General features: G+C 32.3%; 18 protein-coding genes and 3 pseudogenes. 4 read left to right on the top strand and 17 right to left on the bottom strand.

Annotated features, from left to right (window positions below; all coding sequences use genetic code 11):
* Positions 1-2: 2 nt before the first annotated feature.
* The 11 genes and pseudogenes from ACZZ95_RS10790 to ACZZ95_RS10740 all read right to left on the bottom strand — a co-directional run bounded on the left by ACZZ95_RS10790 (position 3) and on the right by ACZZ95_RS10740 (position 10,001).
* Positions 3-1,275: pseudogene (locus ACZZ95_RS10790) on the bottom strand (DUF2851 family protein).
* Positions 1,276-1,354: 79 nt separating this feature from the next.
* Positions 1,355-1,837 (bottom strand): 3'-5' exonuclease, encoded by a 483-nt coding sequence (locus ACZZ95_RS10785; protein ID WP_463469018.1) that lies wholly within the window; start codon positions 1,835-1,837, stop codon positions 1,355-1,357.
* A gap of 78 nt (positions 1,838-1,915) precedes the next feature.
* Positions 1,916-3,277 (bottom strand): pyridoxal-phosphate dependent enzyme, encoded by a 1,362-nt coding sequence (locus ACZZ95_RS10780; protein ID WP_095954815.1) that lies wholly within the window; start codon positions 3,275-3,277, stop codon positions 1,916-1,918.
* Between the two features lie 45 nt (positions 3,278-3,322).
* Positions 3,323-3,421: a putative porin gene (locus ACZZ95_RS10775; protein ID WP_463469017.1), complete on the bottom strand. Its 99-nt coding sequence runs from the start codon at positions 3,419-3,421 to the stop codon at positions 3,323-3,325.
* A complete protein-coding gene (locus ACZZ95_RS10770; RefSeq protein WP_463469016.1) occupies positions 3,399-3,554 on the bottom strand; it encodes a putative porin in 156 nt (51 codons plus the stop codon). The genes ACZZ95_RS10775 and ACZZ95_RS10770 overlap by 23 nt, the downstream gene beginning before the upstream one ends.
* The gene (locus ACZZ95_RS10765) at positions 3,508-5,118 is read right to left on the bottom strand and encodes a putative porin (protein WP_463471656.1); all 1,611 of its coding nucleotides are present in this window, start codon (positions 5,116-5,118) and stop codon (positions 3,508-3,510) included. The genes ACZZ95_RS10770 and ACZZ95_RS10765 overlap by 47 nt, the downstream gene beginning before the upstream one ends.
* A 374-nt stretch (positions 5,119-5,492) precedes the next feature.
* Positions 5,493-5,963 carry a RagB/SusD family nutrient uptake outer membrane protein gene (locus ACZZ95_RS10760; RefSeq protein ID WP_463469015.1) on the bottom strand — a complete coding sequence of 157 codons (471 nt, stop codon included), beginning with the start codon at positions 5,961-5,963 and terminating at the stop codon, positions 5,493-5,495.
* 146 nt (positions 5,964-6,109) lie between these two features.
* A complete protein-coding gene (locus tag ACZZ95_RS10755; RefSeq protein ID WP_463469014.1) occupies positions 6,110-6,850 on the bottom strand; it encodes a RagB/SusD family nutrient uptake outer membrane protein in 741 nt (246 codons plus the stop codon).
* 11 nt (positions 6,851-6,861) lie between these two features.
* Entirely contained in the window at positions 6,862-9,171 is a 2,310-nt protein-coding gene (locus tag ACZZ95_RS10750) for a SusC/RagA family TonB-linked outer membrane protein (protein ID WP_463469013.1), read from the bottom strand.
* Entirely contained in the window at positions 9,131-9,772 is a 642-nt protein-coding gene (locus ACZZ95_RS10745; RefSeq protein WP_463469012.1) for a TonB-dependent receptor plug domain-containing protein, read from the bottom strand. The genes ACZZ95_RS10750 and ACZZ95_RS10745 overlap by 41 nt, the downstream gene beginning before the upstream one ends.
* Positions 9,729-10,001 (bottom strand): carboxypeptidase-like regulatory domain-containing protein, encoded by a 273-nt coding sequence (locus ACZZ95_RS10740; protein WP_463469011.1) that lies wholly within the window; start codon positions 9,999-10,001, stop codon positions 9,729-9,731. Before ACZZ95_RS10740 ends, ACZZ95_RS10745 begins: the two co-directional genes overlap by 44 nt.
* A 550-nt stretch (positions 10,002-10,551) precedes the next feature.
* Here ACZZ95_RS10740 and ACZZ95_RS10735 point away from each other — a divergent pair.
* Positions 10,552-11,219: pseudogene (locus ACZZ95_RS10735) on the top strand (ribonuclease HII).
* A gap of 44 nt (positions 11,220-11,263) precedes the next feature.
* Here ACZZ95_RS10735 and lipB read toward each other — a convergent pair.
* The 3 genes from lipB to ACZZ95_RS10720 all read right to left on the bottom strand — a co-directional run bounded on the left by lipB (position 11,264) and on the right by ACZZ95_RS10720 (position 13,786).
* Positions 11,264-11,962, bottom strand: coding sequence for a lipoyl(octanoyl) transferase LipB (gene lipB, locus ACZZ95_RS10730; protein ID WP_095954810.1), 699 nt, complete (start codon positions 11,960-11,962; stop codon positions 11,264-11,266).
* A gap of 5 nt (positions 11,963-11,967) precedes the next feature.
* Positions 11,968-12,720: a hypothetical protein gene (locus tag ACZZ95_RS10725; protein ID WP_463469010.1), complete on the bottom strand. Its 753-nt coding sequence runs from the start codon at positions 12,718-12,720 to the stop codon at positions 11,968-11,970.
* Positions 12,721-13,060: 340 nt separating this feature from the next.
* A complete protein-coding gene (locus ACZZ95_RS10720; RefSeq protein WP_463469009.1) occupies positions 13,061-13,786 on the bottom strand; it encodes a hypothetical protein in 726 nt (241 codons plus the stop codon).
* Between the two features lie 277 nt (positions 13,787-14,063).
* On the opposite strand from ACZZ95_RS10720, the pseudogene lysS reads away from it, so the two are divergent.
* From lysS to ACZZ95_RS10705, 3 genes and pseudogenes are all read left to right on the top strand, one after another.
* Positions 14,064-15,769 (top strand): annotated as a pseudogene (lysS, locus tag ACZZ95_RS10715) (lysine--tRNA ligase).
* 132 nt (positions 15,770-15,901) lie between these two features.
* Positions 15,902-16,135: a hypothetical protein gene (locus ACZZ95_RS10710; protein WP_463469008.1), complete on the top strand. Its 234-nt coding sequence runs from the start codon at positions 15,902-15,904 to the stop codon at positions 16,133-16,135.
* Positions 16,120-16,425 (top strand): type II toxin-antitoxin system RelE/ParE family toxin, encoded by a 306-nt coding sequence (locus ACZZ95_RS10705; protein ID WP_463469007.1) that lies wholly within the window; start codon positions 16,120-16,122, stop codon positions 16,423-16,425. The genes ACZZ95_RS10710 and ACZZ95_RS10705 overlap by 16 nt, the downstream gene beginning before the upstream one ends.
* Before the next feature lie 57 nt (positions 16,426-16,482).
* Here ACZZ95_RS10705 and ACZZ95_RS10700 read toward each other — a convergent pair whose 3' ends face one another.
* From ACZZ95_RS10700 to ACZZ95_RS10690, 3 genes are all read right to left on the bottom strand, one after another.
* Entirely contained in the window at positions 16,483-17,085 is a 603-nt protein-coding gene (locus ACZZ95_RS10700; protein ID WP_463469006.1) for a hypothetical protein, read from the bottom strand.
* 49 nt (positions 17,086-17,134) lie between these two features.
* Positions 17,135-18,154, bottom strand: a complete 1,020-nt coding sequence (locus ACZZ95_RS10695; RefSeq protein WP_463469005.1) for a 2-hydroxyacid dehydrogenase — start codon at positions 18,152-18,154, stop codon at positions 17,135-17,137.
* Between the two features lie 100 nt (positions 18,155-18,254).
* A complete protein-coding gene (locus tag ACZZ95_RS10690) occupies positions 18,255-18,737 on the bottom strand; it encodes a DUF6985 domain-containing protein (protein WP_463469004.1) in 483 nt (160 codons plus the stop codon).
* Positions 18,738-18,740 lie beyond the last annotated feature (3 nt).

Raw genomic sequence — 18,740 nt, 5'->3', positions numbered from 1 at the left:
TTCTAATTATTTTTAAGAAGTTCTAAGCCGAGAGCGCATTGCAAACAGGCTTTCTTATTGCAGTACTCATTTTTGAGTTCTAATAGGGTTTGACTTTCAAATGCATTTTCAGCCTTTATTTCAAACAAATCAAATTTGTCAATTATTGCGTTTTTTTCGGGAGCGACTTCGTTCATAAAATCAATCAAATCTTCTGCAATTGATTCTCCCATCATCATAGAATAAGAAAACTGAAGCGGAATTATAGTATTTATAACAATTAGATCTAGAAAGGATTTTGAAAGGATTTTAGATTTCTTCGGACTTTCTTTATCAAACTGGTAATGGTTTTGCCAGTATGGAGCGACCGAAATATTTAGCAGACTCATAAACACTCTTAAGAGATTTTAATTCAATAATTTTAGAAAACAAATTCTGATGTTTGTGATATACTCCTGCTAATTGCGAAAGCCTGATTGTGGGGAAATTATCAGGGCGAAGCTTAAAAAATTGAATTGGCTCTATTATGGTTTTCTCAAACTGATATTTATGCAACAAGTAAAAATATCTAAATTTTAGATCTTTAAAATAAACATCTTCTTTTTCCGAATCCAACAAACCTGCTGTTCCAAAAAATAATGCTTCTAAATTCTCTATTTCGAAACTTTCTTTTCTTATTATTGAAAATGGAATTGCTTTTGAAATTTGTAAGAAAGAATTTCCGTTTGTGTTTAAGCCAAAATTCTTAGCCAGAAGGCAAAATAAGACCGCTTCCCAATCTTGATTTGTTTCTTCTAATAATTCGTATATAAACTTTGATTTACGCTCTAAACGTTCAAAAAACAGTCTTTCCTGCCAGCTTTTAAAAACAAAACTGTCGATTTCTTTTATTTGTTTCTCGCATGAAATCCATGTTTTTGGAGAGACTAATTCATGATAATTAGAAACCACTTCTTTTGCGACATATTCTTTTAGAACCAAAACAGGAATTTCGGTATTATTTTCTCTAAAAATTGGAGTATCATTCTCCCAAACGACATGAAGAATTACATTTTTATACGCGGGATCTTTTTCATGATTGTGCAAATACCAATCAGACGATTTTAAATGAATTTCTACGTTACCTGCCCATTTTTGATTTCCAATTTTAATATGTGCATTGAAGAAATCAGGCCCAGAAAGTTCTAAGTAATCTCCTGTTTTAATGATGGTAATTAATTCACCTTGAGCGGTTTTTAAATTCAAAGTATCAAACTTCTTGAATTTCCAGAGATAATGAAGGAAGTCTTCTCTCATTTTTAGATTTTAAAAGATAATTATAAAATCTAAAAATAATAAAATTTTAATACTATTCTTACAAAATAGTGATTTTTATTTATCGAAGCATATACAATTTAGCGCATGCTCTGGCATCAGATAAAGCTTCGTGGTGATTGAGTTTAATATTCATTTCACGACAGCAGTCGCTAAGTTTTGTTGGCTTAAAACCTTTTGCTTTAAATATTTTAACTGTGCATTCCCACTTTGTTGCAATATTCAAGTCTTCATAATTTAAGCCGTGAAGCAAGATTGATTTCATCAAAACATTGCGGTCAAAACTTTCATTATGTGCCACTACAACGCGATTTTTCAGTCTCTTTTCAATTTCAGGATAAACTTGATAAAAAGATTTTGAGTTGACTGTGTCTTTTGGATAAATGCCATGAACACGAATTGTAAATGGATTATATTCGTTATTAGGCGGTTTTATTAATGTTACGAATTCGTCGACAATTATCCCGTTCTGAACCGTAACAATACCAACTGAACAAGGATGATGTCCCGTAGCAGTTTCAAAATCAATAGCTGTAAAATTCATTTTTTATTTTTAAATGACAAATCCACAAATCGAATTGTAAAAGCAATTAGATTTATGGATGAGTTTTATTGTAAAGGCTTATTTTATTGAGCCAATGATATCATATTTCGTTATAATGTGATGATGTCCGTTTCCTAAATCTATCAGAACTGCATCATTTTCTTTTGTAAAAAGTTTTGAAACTTCTTCGATTGGAGTTCCTAATTGTACAATTGGAAAAGGCTTGCCCATTACATCTTTAATTGGTTTTTCGGCAACATTTTTATCTGCAACGTAGCTTCTAAATAAGTCTGTTTCATCAACAGAACCTACAAAACCATTGATATCTACAACTGGAATCTGCGAAATTTTATATTTACGCATACGTTCAATTGCATGCGAAACCAATTCTTCGGTACGAACAACAATTAATTCCTTGTCAATATGATCTTTAATAACGTCTTCTGCTTTTGTGACGTTTTCTTCCAAGAATCCACGCTCACGCATCCAATCGTCATTGAACATTTTACCAACGTAACGGCTTCCTGAATCGTGAAACAGAACAACTACTACGTCATCTGGCTTAAATTGGTCTTTTAACTGCAATAAACCTTTTATACAAGCTCCAGCTGAGTTTCCAACAAAGATCGCTTCTTCCATCGCAATTTTTCTTGTATAAACCGCCGCATCTTTATCGGTTACTTTTGTAAAACCATCGATTAAAGAAAAGTCAACATTTTTTGGTAAAATATCTTCTCCAATTCCTTCTGTTATATAAGAATAGATCTCATTTTCGTCAAAAATTCCTGTTTCATGGTATTTTTTAAAAACAGAACCGTACGTATCAATTCCCCAAATTTTAATGTTCGGATTCTTTTCTTTTAGATATTTTCCAACTCCAGAAATTGTTCCTCCCGTTCCTACTCCAACAACAAAATGAGTAATTTTCCCATCGGTTTGTTTCCAGATTTCTGGTCCTGTCTGCTCATAATGAGCTAATGAATTTGATAAATTATCATATTGATTTACATACCAAGAATTTGGTGTTTCTTCTGCCAAACGCTTTGAAACTGAATAATAAGAACGAGGGTCTGTAGGTTCAACATCTGTTGGACAAACGACAACTTTTGCCCCAACAGCACGAAGAATATCCATTTTTTCTTTTGACTGTTTATCAGAGATAACACAGATCAATTTGTATCCTTTAATAATTGCTACAAGAGCAAGTCCCATTCCTGTATTTCCCGAAGTTCCTTCAATAATAGTTCCTCCCGGTTTCAATCGGCCGTCAGCCTCAGCATCTTCAATCATTTTTACCGCCATTCTGTCTTTTACAGAATTACCAGGATTAAAGGTTTCGACTTTTGCCAATACTAACGCATCAATTTCAGCAACAATTTTGTTAAGCTTTACTAATGGTGTGTTACCAATTGTTTCTAAAATATTTTTTGAAAAGTCCATTTTATTTAAGTTTAATATGTGGTTCTAAATGAAAGTAAGTTTTTTTTATTGGAAGAAATTCCAAACTAAACCAAAACGCAGTACAAAATCACGATATGGATTATTTGGCGTTGCATAGTAATTACTTTGTGAAAAAGCAGACATTGAAATGTTCTGCTTTTAAATAAAATCTTGTCTGGCGAATTCTAGCATTCACAAAAAAATCGAATGTTGCAAAACCTCCAATTTTTTTATCCTGCTCGCACAAAAAATTCAGCAATAACAGGATTGTAATCATCTCCATAATACTTTGTAAGATAGTTAAATACAAGACCAGTCTGAAGATATAACGCTTTCTTAAAAAAGTAACCTGAATAGTAAAATGTGTTTCTGGTTACAAAATCAGGAACATTTAAAATTAAATCTGACTGATCTACTTTTTGGTATAAAAGTGTATTATCTAATGCAAAAGGACCAAATTTAAATTCTCTGCTTGCTTTTATTTCCAAATAATTAATAACGTTTCCGTATTGAAATGGTTTAACGATTTGAATATTTCCTGCTTTCTGCTCATCTGTTGCATCATCTGTAAAATATAAGTGATCTTTCAGTACTGTATATTGAACCTGCCCTGTCAGCCAAGGCGTCTGGATTTCAGCGCTTAGAGAATTAATTTTTTCATTTTTAAAATCATGTGACCAGTTGTATTCTATCCAGTCGCTTTGGTACAAATTATAATTGTTATTTGGCAGTTTATTGATGTTGCGATATCTAAAATCAAATTTAATTTCATCGTTTAAATCGTATCTCAGTTTAGCATCTAAATCTGAAAGAGACTGATTGGTAATCGATCTAGAATATAGAAATCTACCATTCCATTTGTTTTTTTGGTATTCATATTGCCCGCCGACATTATTGAATTGTAAAAACAAGTTATCAGGAACAGCGTTTCCATCACTATCAATAATTAATCTTTCATATTTATAATTTGATCTATAATCATCTATAAAAAAGTTAAACTTCCCTAAAAGCGAATTTTCATAAGCAAGTCCTGCTTTATTATAAAGGCGTTCATATTTTGTTTGATCGTTAATTGCGCTTGCTACATAAGAATCGCCAAAACGTGCCACACGAACGCTGTTATTATCATTATCCGTTACGGTAGAAAGCACGGTTGGCTGTTTGTATTCGTAACCTTTATTTTCATAATTAAATTGATGCGTCACGTACAAATTATTATTACCGCTTGTTGGGTTTACTCTAAAAGCATGATCAAAAAATAATCTTCGGCCTTTTAATAAAGATTCAGCATCAGTCAAATAAACCTGTAGTCTTTGTCGGTTTTTGTAATCTTGATTATCGCTTTCAAAATTGGCATCATTGGTTATCCCTCCGTTTTCTTCATTCAAAACGTCTTGAAAAGTATAATGTGCATTTATGGCATAACGTCTGCTTGTTGTGGCATAACTGGTTGTAAATCTAAAATTTCCAGCACTGACCAATTGATTAATATAATCTCCCTCAGATCTTAAACCTCTATAGGCAATTGAAAAATTCAGATTTTTAGAAATGTTTAATGTGATAAAAGAATCTACATTTTGCCCTTTGTTAATTGTTGTATTAAAAAACAATTCTGTAAAAGGTGTCGCCGCAGAATAATAACGAATTTGATCTGCCTGCATATAATTAAAATGTTTTCCGCTAAAACCAATTTCAGGATATGGAGAGAAACTCGTTAAACTATATTGTAACGTATTTAAAGGCTGGCCAATATTTGAAAATTCCTGATATCCAAAAAGGTCTTTTCTAAGGTGATTTTGTCGGTAAGCACTTTTAAGCGTTAGTGAAGTATCTTGATAAATGGTATCGTGCTCCAGCGTAATAATTTTATATTGATCTATTGTAGCGATCTTGGCTTTTTCTTTTTTACGGTATCAGTAATACTTGAATATTCCGTATTCATATCTAAATTATTTTTAGAAGCTGGTTTTACTTGAGAAAATAATAAAGTTGAAAATAAACAAAAACCGAATAAAAATAAACTTCTTGCTAAATGCTTCATAATTTAGATAAATATATCCTGCAAATGTAAAAAGATAAAGCCGAGTTTGAAAAACAAACTCGGCTTTATTATTAAATTAACTAAAAGAATTATCGTCCGTCGTTTACCGAGCCATCGATAAATTCATTGGCATCAATTTCAGCTTGAGGAATTTTTAAGAAGAATTTTTTGTCATCAACTGTTAAATTTCCAGCAAGCACCAATTCTATGATTACCAGTTCTAGTAATAGCTCTTCTCAAACGCTTAGCATCAAACCATTCAACACCACATTCTCCGTAAAGTTCTTTTCTTCTTTCAACTAAAATTTCATTTAATAAATCATTTCCAGTATTGGTAGACTTAACGGCATTAACATCTCTGTTTTTTTGCAAAGTGTATAATAAAGTGTGAGCATCAGCTGTTAAACCTTGTCTATATTTAGCCTCAGCTTCGATCAATATCATTTCTGGAGTTCTAATGATTGGATTATCACCCTCAAAAGTAAATTTAAATTTAGTAGATATCCAATATCTGAAATCAGCTGTACTCGTTATTGAAGCACTCTTTCTTTGAAATCTTCTTCTAACATCAGTAGCAGAAAATAAATTTACAAAATCATTATTAATATATGTTGCAGAGTATGAAGTTGTCAAATGATCCATCATAGAAGCAGGAGCATTATAATAATAGTTACTTTGATCAGAACGATTTGCACTTCCCCATAACCATTCTGTATTGTCAACATTATCAAATCCTGTACTATATTGAGCGACGTTTAAAACTGCTGTTGGATTTCCACCGTAAGCTCGCTTTAGTCTGCAGCTTCAGCCTCTGGCCATTTATTTCCCATTGCTTGATAAACCTGAGCCAAAATAGCATTCGCAACAGGCTTATTAATATAAGTTTTTCCTAATCTTGTATCTTTTAATCCAGCTACTGCTTTTTGCAAATCAGAAACAATAAAATCATATACTTCCCCTACTGTTGACATTGGATTACCTGTTTGAGACAATTCAGTATAAATAGGCGGAGCAGGAAAACTTGTACCAGCCGCATAGGTTGGACAAAACTCTAAAACCAATTGATGATAAAAGAACCCTCTTAATGCATAACCATAGGCGACTAATTCAACCTTATCAGCCTCAGTAAGATCTGTACTTATTTCTACACCGTTAATTAATGCATTTGCTTGATTTACCATGTAGAAAGAATAGTTCCAAGAAAAAACTGTTCTTCTGTATGTAGGCTCTCTATTATCATTAGCATAATCAAAACCAAACCAGTTATCAGTTTGGATTAAATCATTTCCTTTTACTGATCTAGCAAAGAAAATTGAATTCAAACCTGCGGCATCAGTATTTGTATATTGTCCTCTGTATCTACTCATAATACCAGAGATAAAGGCTTCAACTCCGTCACGTGATGCAAAAATTACAGTCTCAGGAACACCCTGTGTAGGTTTTGGTTCGTCTAAAAACTCCTCACTACATCCCACCAACATCATTATTGCGATAAAAGCAATAACTACTTTTGATATAATATTTTTCTTCATCTTTTTTTATATTAAAATTCTACATTTAAACCAAATGACATAACTCTTAAGTTGTATGATCTACTATCAGTAGTACCTGCAAAGTTTTGCTCAGGATCAATCCCTTTATGAGATTGGAAAGTCAATAAATTATCTCCTTGGAAATATAAACGTAATTTTGATAAATTAACTTTTTCAATTAAACTACTTGGAAAATTATAACCAAAATTCAATGCTTTTAATCTTACATAATCATTTTTGAACAAGAATCGAGTTGATTGTGAATTAAAATCATTATTCGAAGCTAACAACAACGGTACATCTGTAACATCTCCAGGCGCTTGCCATCTATTTAGCGCATCTACACTAACTGCTCTACCTGCACTCTTATAGCCTGCCTGCAAACTTGCATAAGAACTATCGTATACATAAGAACCAACGCTAAAATTGAACAAAATATTCAAATCAAGATTTTTGTATCTGAAATAATTCGTCATACCTCCTACAAAATCAGGTAAAGATGATTTTCCAACATCGTATCTAGTTGCTTGAGCATAAACCGTTGTTGTTTCACGCTCACCTGTTGGTGTACCATCAGTACCTAAAACATCTTTATACCACATTCCGTAACCTGTTGCTGGATCTACACCAGCCCACTCTTGAATATAAAAATCATACAATGACTTACCAACTTCCCAACGTTTAGTTCCGTTAATAAAGCTTGTTTGAGTCAACTCTGTTATTTCATTCTTATTTGTAGATACGTTTATATTAGTATTCCAAACAAAATTTTTAGTTTCGATATTTCTAGTATTCAAAGCAAATTCCCATCCGTAATTTCTCAGACCTCCAACATTTGTTGTTACCCCTGTATTACCTGTAGATCCTGGTAACGGCTTATTGTATATCAAATCTTTTGATTTTTTATCATAATAATCTACCGTAGCTGTAATTCTATTATTAAATAAACCAAAATCTAATCCAATATCTGTAGTCTTGTTTTTTTCCCAAGTTAAGAATGGGTCAACTGCATTTCCTAATACAACACCAGTATTATCTCCCTCATTCCAACCTGTGTCAAATAATTGTTGGTATGGGAAAAAATTATCTGTACCATCACTGTTAAGAGTACTACGGTTACCTAATTCACCATAAGATCCTCTTAATTTTAATTCACTAATTACTTTACTATTTTTAAGGAAATTTTCCTCAGAAATCAACCATGATCCTCCGACAGCATAAAAGCTACCCCATCTAACATCACTATTAAATCTAGAAGAACCATCTCTTCTGAAAGAACCTTCAATGAAATATTTCTCATCATAATTATATGCTAAACGGCCTAAATAACTAGAAATACGCTCTTCTGAAATATATCCAGAAACTGATGTTGGATTTGTACTACCTCCTAAAACATAAACACCTGGTAAAAAACCTTCTCCTTGAGCTCCCATTGCATCTAATTTAAACTGGTATGCCTCCTGAATTAAATCTGCATTGAAACCATGCTTCCCGAAAGTTTTCTTATAGTTTAAACTATTAATAAAATTCACTCCCGTTGTTATATTTCTGTTCTGAGTTACACGCCCTCCAACACTTGATGCATAACCTACTTCATTACTTGCATAATTATAAGAATCATATAGATATTTATCATAAGCTAAGTTAGTCTTAAAAGTTAAATCTTTTGTGATATTGAACTCTAAATAACCATTAGCAGTATAACTATCTCTATCATATCCTACTTTATACATATATAGCGAACCATAAGCATTTTCATTATTAAAAGTTGGTCTTGTCGCGTTTACACTTTGTCCAACTACACCTCCTCCATAATCGAAGATTTTGTTTCCATTTCCATCATAAACTAAGTTACCACTTCCATCATGTCTATATACTGGATAAATAGACGGAACATTATAAATCCACTGAATTGAACTTTGAAAACTAGAACCACTTTGTGAAGGGAAATTTTGTTTTGATGTAGAATAAAACATTGTAACACCAGCCTTCATCCAGTTATTAATCTTAGTATCAAGAGTTAATCTAGAGTTTATTCTTTCAAATTTTGATGTAACAACATTTCCTTCTTGAGACAAATAGTTTGAAGTAAAATTATATCTTGTACTTGAACTACCTCCAGAAAAAGATAAAGTATGTTCTGATCTTACTGCCGCATTATTTAACATTAGACCTTCCCAATCAGTATCCCACAATTTATTAGTCGTAACTAAATTACCGTTAGCATCAACAGGATTAGCAACTCCATATGGATTATAACCTATAGAAGATATTAAACTATTAGACGCATTTAAACCCGCTGTTGCTTGCAGTTTGCCCACTAACATATTGGTTTGAATTTCTAATTGCTTCCCAATTTAATTTCATATAATCATCAGTACTAACACGCTTATGCAAAGGCACTGCATTATCAGCAAAACCAACAGTTGTTGTAAAATTCACTTTTGGAGCTGAATCAAATTTACCTCTCTTCGTAGTAATTAAGATTACACCATTAGCTCCCCTTGAACCATACAATGCAGTAGAAGACGCATCTTTCAAAACACTCATTGATTCTATTTGATCAGCACTAATAGAGTTAATATTTCCACTATAAGGAGCTCCATCCAAAACAATTAATGGTTCTGCCGAAGCATTAATAGAATTCACACCTCTAATACGAATCGTTGGATTTTCACCTGGCATACCACCAGCCGCAATAATATTTACCCCTGCAACACTACCTTGTAATGCAGTCATAACGTTTGTTGCTTGTTGTTTTAGAAGGACGTCAGAACTTAATATTGCAACTGACCCTACGATAGACTTTGCTTTTTGTTTACCATAAGCTACAATCACAACTTCCTCAAGAGTCTTAGAAGCTGAGATCATGGCTACATCAATCTGATTTGAAGTCCCAACAGTAACCCTTTTTTCTTCCATTCCTATAAAAGAAAAAAATAATTATGTCTCCTGTTTGTGCCTTTATTAAATATGTTCCATCAAAATCAGTTTGAACGCCCTGTTTTGAACCTTGAACAGTTACATTTACTCCTGGAGCAGGACCACTAGCATCTGTTACAATTCCCTTAATGTTTCTTTCTTGCGCCATCATCAATTGCATTGATAATGTTAGTACAAAGAAAAAAATCCATTGTAATTTTAATTTCATTTTTATTTATTTTGAATTAGTAGGAAACAAACATCTTAATTATTTCTTAAAATCACAAACCATTTTTTAATAGTTTCTAAGGATTTTTTAATGTTTAATTAACACTTGCAATAAATAATCCAACAAATTCGTCGATACACCTACTTATGTTTAACAAAATGGTTAAATAGGACTTTTTTATCACTTTAATTTTTTAACATTAATTTAACTTTTCCAACTGTAACAAGGTTAATTTAACAAATAACAATCTTATTTTTTTGTAGAATTTAACCTATTAAAAATAGTCTTTTAATTTTGTCTTGATTTCGTTTTTGTCTTTATTCTTTTGATTTCATTAAAAAAAATACTCCAAACACAATTAAAAGCAGTTTTAAATTCAATCAAATCGTCAAAAACACAAAAAAATCTAAGCGTTAGTAAAAATGATATTTGATTACCTATTTCCATAAATATTACAAAAACATATAGATAACTTTTTGCTATTTTTTAAGACTTCATTTTAGGTCAATTTTCAAAAAATGATAATATTTGCGTTTTAAAAAAAGAAAGAATGCTCGAAAAAAATTTCTCAGGATTTATTTTGGAAACTGGAACTGATGAAGCCGGAAGAGGATGCCTCGCCGGCCCCGTTACTGCATACTGCTATAATTCTTCCCGCAGATTTTGAGAATATACTATTAAACGATAGCAAACAATTATCTGAAAAAACAAGAGCTCTTTTAAGACCAATTATAGAAAAAGAAGCACTTTGTTTTGCTGTAACGCATTTACTTCCAGATGAAATTGACGAAATAAATATTCTGAATGCCTCAATGAAAGGAATGCAGGAATGCATTTTAAAATTAAAGCATGTCCCTGAATTTATTATTGTAGATGGAAACCGTGCTTTGAATGCCAAGCTTGGACTTAAAAATACTTTTGGAAGACAGTTTTCTACTGATGAAATTGCGCTGTTAAAATCGATTCCGAATCAAAGTATTATAAAAGGTGATGGGAAATTTTTGAGTATTGTCTGCAGCTTCTGTTTTGGCTAAAACATATCGTGACGAATATATGGACCAGATTCACGAAGAATTTCCGATGTACAACTGGAAACAAAACAAAGGATATCCGACTAAAGAGCATCGAGAAGCGATAAAAAAATTCGGAACAACAAAATACCACCGAATGAGTTTTAGACTTCTTCCTGAACAATTAGAATTAAATTTCTTCGAATAAAAAAAAGACTTATCTAAATGGATAAGTCTTTTTTCTTGTATCAATTAAACTATTTCAGCTTCAAATAAATTCTTTAAATGTTTTAGAATTTTTGCTTTTACTTCGTCTTCGTCAACTTTTTCTACTCCAAGTTCTACGTTTAAAGAGGTAACTCCTTTTCCGCGTATACCGCACGGAATAATATTATCAAAATAGCCTAAATCTACGTTTACATTTAAAGCAAATCCATGCATGGTGACCCAGCGCGAAGCGCGAACGCCCATAGCACATATTTTACGCGCAAACGGAGTTCCTGCACCCAGCCAGACTCCCGTTTCTCCTTCGCTCCTGCCCGATTCTAAGCCATATTCTGCTAACGTCATAATAATTGATTCTTCGAGAAATCGGAGGTATTTATGAATGTCTGTAAAGAAATTTTCTAAATCAAGAATTGGATAACCAACAATTTGTCCTGGTCCGTGATACGTAATATCGCCGCCTCGATTGATTTTATAGAAAGTTGCTCCTTTGGCTTCGAGTTGTTTTTCGTTTAATAATAAGTTTTCTAAATCGCCGCTTTTGCCTAAAGTGTACACATGCGGATGCTCAACAAATAATAAATAATTTGGTGTTGGCAGATCAAGTTCTTCTCTCCTGTTTTTGATTTTTAAATCGACTATGTCTTTAAAAATTTCTTCCTGATATTCCCAAGTCGATTTGTAATCTTTATTTCCCAGATCCTGAAGTTGGATTTTTTTATTCATTTTAATTATTTTTCAAACTCAACGTCAAAGTTAAGTTTGTCGGGATTCTCCATATAATCCGTAAAAGGGTATTGAATTGTAATTGATTTTCGATCGTCGCTGAATAATGCAGTTGGGTTAGAGACTTTCTTAATCTTTTTTGGAAAGTGATATTTTACAATATAGTTTGAAGATGCAAACATCATTTTTGTCATATCGGGAGCAGAATCTTTTGCTTTTGCCGCTAGTTTTTGTTGATCGATTACTGCTTTTCTTGTAAATTTCTTTCCGTCGTATGTATAACTTAATGTACTGTTATTATCTCCAAAACCACTTCCAAGCGACCCCGCACTGGCTCCTCCTTCTAATTTTTGAAATGTACTCATCGTCTGTAGAATATCCTGCAGTTCGTTTACATTTTTAAAATCGGTTCCTAATGTCATTAAAAACTGTTTTTGCGTTGCACTCATTTTGGTTGTAACTACAAAGTTCTCGAGTTTTTTAAGCTCTTTTTGAGTTTCAGGAGATAATTTAGCAATACTATCTTTTTTCTGTTCAAACAATTGTTTGAAAGTAAAAGTAGAGTCGATATCTTTTTTGGCGTCTTCTCCCATTTGACCTGCAATTTGATCACCAGCCATTTCCATTAAGGCAGAAGCATCCATATCGACAGCAAATTTTCCAGTTCCGTTGTCATTGATATAAATATTTTCAGTAAAAGTACAGCTTGTTAATGTCGCTATTAAAAAAGAAAAACTTAGTAATTTGTATAATTTCATGGTGTTGCTAATTTTTATCAAAGATACGAAGACTTTTTAATTGTTGATTTGTTTAATTTGTTTAAGCGGTGAATCGTTTAATTGTTGAACCGTTTAATCGTTTAATCGTTTAATCGTTTGATTGTTGAATCGTTGAACTGTTGAATTGTTGAACTGTTGAATTGTTAATTTGTTTAATCGTTTAATTGTTGAACCGTTTAATCGTTTGATTGTTGAATCGTTGAATTGCTGAATCGTTGAATCGTTGAATTGTTGAATTGTTGAATCGTTGAATTGTTGAATCTGTTAACTATATGGACGTAAACTATCGTTTTTTTCTGTAGATTACTCAATCCTAAATCTATTCTAAAACAACTTCCAAATTTGTTATTTCAGGATTACCGTAAAAATCTGAAAGCAGAAATTCTAAGGTGAAAAACTTTTTATCGGAACTAATAACCGCTTTAGGGTTGGAAACTGATTTTATATTTCTCGGAAAATGATATTTTAAAACATAAATCTGCATCAAATTTGAGGCACCATAACGTTTTGTAAACTTCTCAGATTCTTGCTTTGCTTTTTCTAATTCTTCTGTATTTATGATCGTAATCGTTCTTTTAAAAACCTCACCATCAAAGTCATATCCAATTCTGTAACAATGATTTTCTGCAGTCAAAGCATAATTATGCTGAATATCCGAGGCATAATCTTCCGTTTTGTATAAATCTGGAATTTCTGAGACCTTATTAAAATGAAGTGATAATTCATTTTTAAATTCTTTTTCAAAGGAACTTTTTTTAAGATGTACATTTACATTCTCATACCTTCGAAATAACTCCTGCTCTTGTGGTGTATATTTTGAAAAATTTTCTTTGTATGCATCGATATATTCTCTGAAAACATAGGTGGTATCTTCAAAAATATTTTCTTTAGAATATTCTTCACCAGCCAATTGCATATAACTGTTTTCGTCTCTAAGTCGCTCCACTTTTATAGTGCCGCTTCCGTCTGAATCGATGATAATAGTTTCGGTAATTTGACAGCTTGTAAATAAAACTAGAATTAATAAACTTGATAGGTATTTCATTTTTTCGAGAAAGTTGTAAGTTTTGAGTTCTAAGATAATCAGTTTTTTAGTTATTTTCATACAATATAAAAGTCTGATAAAAACAAAATGGTCTAATCCAGCCCCGATAGAAGTGTAAATCCTTTTATGTCGGGGTTCGACATAAAAGATTGAAACGGATAGCGGGACAAAAGGTACTTGAAACCCAATAAATTGCCGCTTTAAAAAATCTAAAAACTGCATTCTAAATTCTACATTCTTTTCTTTATCTTTGCACACTTAAAAAAAAGAGCACAAAATGGCATTATCAGAACAAGAAATCATCAGAAGAGAAAAACTTCAAAACTTACGCAGTCTGGGAATCAATCCTTATCCAGCTAATCTTTTTCCTGTAAATCATACTTCTAAGCAAATAAAGGAGTCGTTTGAAGAAGGTAAGAAGGTTATCGTTGCGGGTCGTTTGATGAGCGTGAGAGATCAGGGAAAAGCTTGTTTTGCTGAATTGCAGGATAGCGACGGACGTATTCAATTGTACGTAAACCGCGATGTTTTGTGTGAAGGTGATGATAAAACCTTATACAATACGGTTTTTAAAAAATTAACTGATTTAGGTGATTTTATTGGTATTGAAGGAGAATTATTTACTACAAAAGTGGGTGCACAATGTATTCGTGTTGACGGATTTACTTTTTTGAGTAAAACTTTACGTCCGCTTCCTTTACCAAAAGTAGACGAAGAAGGAAACGTTCATGATGCGTTTAACGATGCTGAATTACGTTACAGAATGCGTTACGTAGACTTAACGGTTAATCCGCAGGTTAAAGAAACTTTTATCAAACGTACAAAGTTATTTACAGCAATGCGTGGTTACTTTAACGACGCTGGATATCTTGAGGTTGATACTCCTGTTTTACAGTCAATTCCTGGTGGAGTCTGCTACGCGTCCGTTTATCACGCACCATAATTCGCTTGATATGCCGCTTTACATGCGTATTGCGAATGAATTATATTTAAAGAGACTAATTGTTGGTGGATTTGAAGGTGTTTATGAGTTTTCTAGAAACTTCCGTAATGAAGGAATGGACAGAACGCATAATCCTGAATTTACTGCAATGGAAATATATGTAGCTTATAAAGACTACAACTGGATGATGGAATTTGCTGAAGGTTTGCTGGAGCATTGCGCAGTTGCCGTAAATGGAACCAGCGAAGTTACTTTTGGCGAGCACACAATCAACTTTAAAGCGCCTTATGCACGTGTTACAATGACAGATTCTATCAAACATTTTACTGGTTTTGATATTTCTGGAAAAAGCGAAGAAGAATTATTCGAAGCCGCAAGAGGCATGGGAATTGACGTTGACAACACAATGGGTAAAGGAAAATTAATCGATGAAATTTTTGGAGCAAAATGCGAAGGAAATTATATTCAGCCAACTTTTATTACTGATTATCCAAAAGAAATGTCTCCTTTATGTAAAGAGCATAGAGACAATCCAGATCTTACAGAGCGTTTTGAATTGATGGTTTGTGGTAAAGAAATTGCAAATGCATATTCTGAATTAAACGACCCAATTGATCAGCGTGAGCGTTTTGAAGATCAAATGCGTTTGGTCGCAAAAGGTGATGATGAAGCAAACGGAATTATCGATGAGGATTTCTTAAGAGCCCTTGAATATGGTATGCCTCCAACTTCTGGAATGGGAATTGGAATGGATCGTTTGATTATGTATTTAACAAACAATGCATCGATTCAGGAAGTTTTATTGTTCCCACAAATGCGTCCGGAGAAAAAACAAGCTCAGATTGAACTTTCTGATGAAGAGAAATTTATCGTAGATTTATTGAAAGGAAATGAAAATAAAATGGATCTGCAAGCAATTAAAAATTACTGCGAATTTAAGCGGTAAAAAATGGGATGCATCTATGAAAAACTTATCTAAACATGGTTTGACTAAGGTTGCTGTTGAAGGTGAGTTTAAATTTGTGGAGTTGGTGGAGTAATTTTTTAAAATTCCAATTTTTGGAAATTCCAAATTCCAAAATTGATTCTAATATTCAAACCCGACAGGTTTTAAAAACCTGTCGGGTTTTTTCGTATAATTTGCATAACTTTGATTTTTAAAATATATTATTATGGGCACTTTAGAAATAAAATTAGAGATATTTGATAAGCTCAAGAATATTGAAGATGTTACTTTATTAGAAAAAATTAGAAACCTTCTAAAAAATACAGATGCTTCTGATGATTATCAATTTGAGGAATACGAAATAGATATGCTTAAAGAAAGTGAAGAAGATATAAAATATGGAAGAGTTATTTCACAAGAAGATTTAGACAAAGAAGATTTAGAATGGCTGTCAAAATAATTTGGACTACAACTGCAGTTTTACAAAGACGAAAAATATTAAGTTACTGGACCAAAAGAAATAAATCTGCAACATATTCGAAGAAACTAATTATTGAAATAGCAGAAAGGGTTCAATTTCTGGCAAGTAATCCTGAAATCTACATTAAAACCAGTTTTCCAGATATTAGAAGATCAATCTTAGGACATTACAATATTTTTTATAAAATAACTAGTGAAGAATTAATTATAATTGCATTTTGGGATAATAGACAAAATCCTAAAACACTTTCTAAAATTTTAAAAAAATAGTTGTATTATCAAATATTCAAACCCGACCGGGTTTAAAACCGGTCGGGTTTGAATATTTTAAAACGCATACTTCTCTAATTTCTTTCCTTGAATATCTAAAACCTTAGTACTTTCTTTCGGAACCTCGCCATTCCATTTTTCCTGAACAGAAGGATTTGAAGGATATTTTCCACCTTTCATTTTTAAGAGATGAAACTTTCCTCCAGTTTCAAAAATAAGATCATAAAACTTTTCAGTTGATGAAGTGGTTACATAAATAGGAAAATTGGTTATGGTAAAACGATTTATTACGCTTCCATCATTATTTAAAATATATCCCGAACAACCGCCGCTTCCGCAGAAATACGGATTGGAAAAACCGACAAGGTATTCGTCTTTTTTATCATTATTCAAATCAAAAGCTTCATAATAAAAAAACCGATCATCTTTTGTCATTGCAGGAAGATCTTTCTCTAATAAAACATTTAATTGTTTTCGAATCACGTCGACTGCTTTATCTTCTTTTGCCGGCGCGTCACTCACGTCAGCAGTACCCGCAACGGTTTTTGACAATGTATCTTCGGCGATTGTTTTAATGATACTTTTATCATCGGTTTTATCTTTGTTCTGACAGGAATATATTGTTAGTATTCCCAAGACTATTAAAAGTTTCTTTTTCATAATTTCTTTTATTTAAATTCTTAAGATTATGTTTTTACTTCAAATCTATTTAAACTAATAAAGCGACTTTGTTTTCAATATCATTTTGCGTAAGTAATGATTTTATATTATTAAACGTAACCAAGGCAATCTGCGTTAAAGCTTCATTGGTGAAAAATGCCTGATGCGCTGTAACCAAGACATTCGGAAAACTCATTAAACGCTGAATCGCATCATCCTGAATAATATCTGCAGACAAATCTCTAAAGAACAGCTTTTCTTCCTGTTCGTAAACATCGATTCCTAAATATCCTATTTTGCCTTCTTTTAAACCTTCGATTACGCAGGCTGTTTCAATTAATCCGCCGCGACTTGTATTGATAATCATAACGTGGTCTTTCATTAAAGCAATGGAATCTTTGTTAATGACATGTTTTGTTTGTGCATTTAGCGGACAATGAAGCGAAATAATATCACTCGATTTAAAAATCTCTTCTAAACTCACAAAAGAAACGCCGTCTTTTATCATTTCTTCATTTGTAACAATATCATACGCTAAGACTTTACACCCAAAACCTAAGGCGATTTTTGCGAAAGCTTTCCCGATATTTCCTGTTCCAATGATTCCAATTGTTTTTCCGAATAGATCAAAACCTAATAATCCGTTTAGGGAGAAATTCTGCTCGCGGACTCTGTTGTAGGCTTTATGTGTTTTTCGGTTTAAAGTTAAAATCATTGCCATCGCATGTTCTGCAACTGCCTGAGGAGAATATGCAGGAACACGACAGACTTTTAAATTATATTTTTTCGTCGCTTCTAAATCGACATTATTAAAACCTGCGCAACGCAGTGCGATAATTTTCACTTCTTTTTCTGCTAATTGTTTGATTACTGCTTCATTTACAATATCATTTACAAAGACGCAGACAATTTCAGCTTTTTCAATTAAAATAACGGTTTGCGGATTGAGTTGTGTTTCAAAAAAATCCAATTCAAAACCAAAATCAGAATTGTATTTATTGAAGAACGTTTTGTCGTAAGGCTGGGTTGAGAAGAAGGCTATTTTATTATTGATTGAAACTGCACTCATGATTAAGTTGTTTTTGATAGATTCCTTAAATTTAAGGAATTTATTTTAAAGTGAATTTCTTACAATAAAAAAAGAGCTTTTTACAGCTCTTTCTTCTTGATTATAATACTATATCTTGAAAACCAACTTCTATTACTTTTTCATTTTCTATTTTAACAGCTAGACCATGTTCGGGTTCCCAGCTACAATCAAACAATAGTCCAACTCTTCTAATATCATCTCCAAAATCATATTGTAATAATAAGCCTGTTGGAATCACCAGCTGTTTCAATTTATCGATTGACGGTATTCTTTGTGCAACTTTATCCACTTCATTAAGATCTATTTTCATGGGGCGATAATCCTCAACATTTTCTAAGTAATATTTAAAAATCTGCATTTCAGATTCTTTACTAATTTCTTGCATTTTTTTAGTAAAATTCACAAAAGCCTCTTGTTGATTGGATGTAAACTCTTCATCCTCTTCTCCATATATACTAAGTTCTATTTTTTTAGTTTCTCCAAAAATAGCTAGCTCTGTAGAACCTAGCCATAAATCTTTGTATATAATTTGACCAAATATTTTATCTTTTTTTGTTTTCATACT

The sequence above is a fragment of the Flavobacterium sp. AC267 genome (genome assembly GCF_979258715.1).
This window is presented reverse-complemented; position numbering and strand designations above follow the sequence as displayed.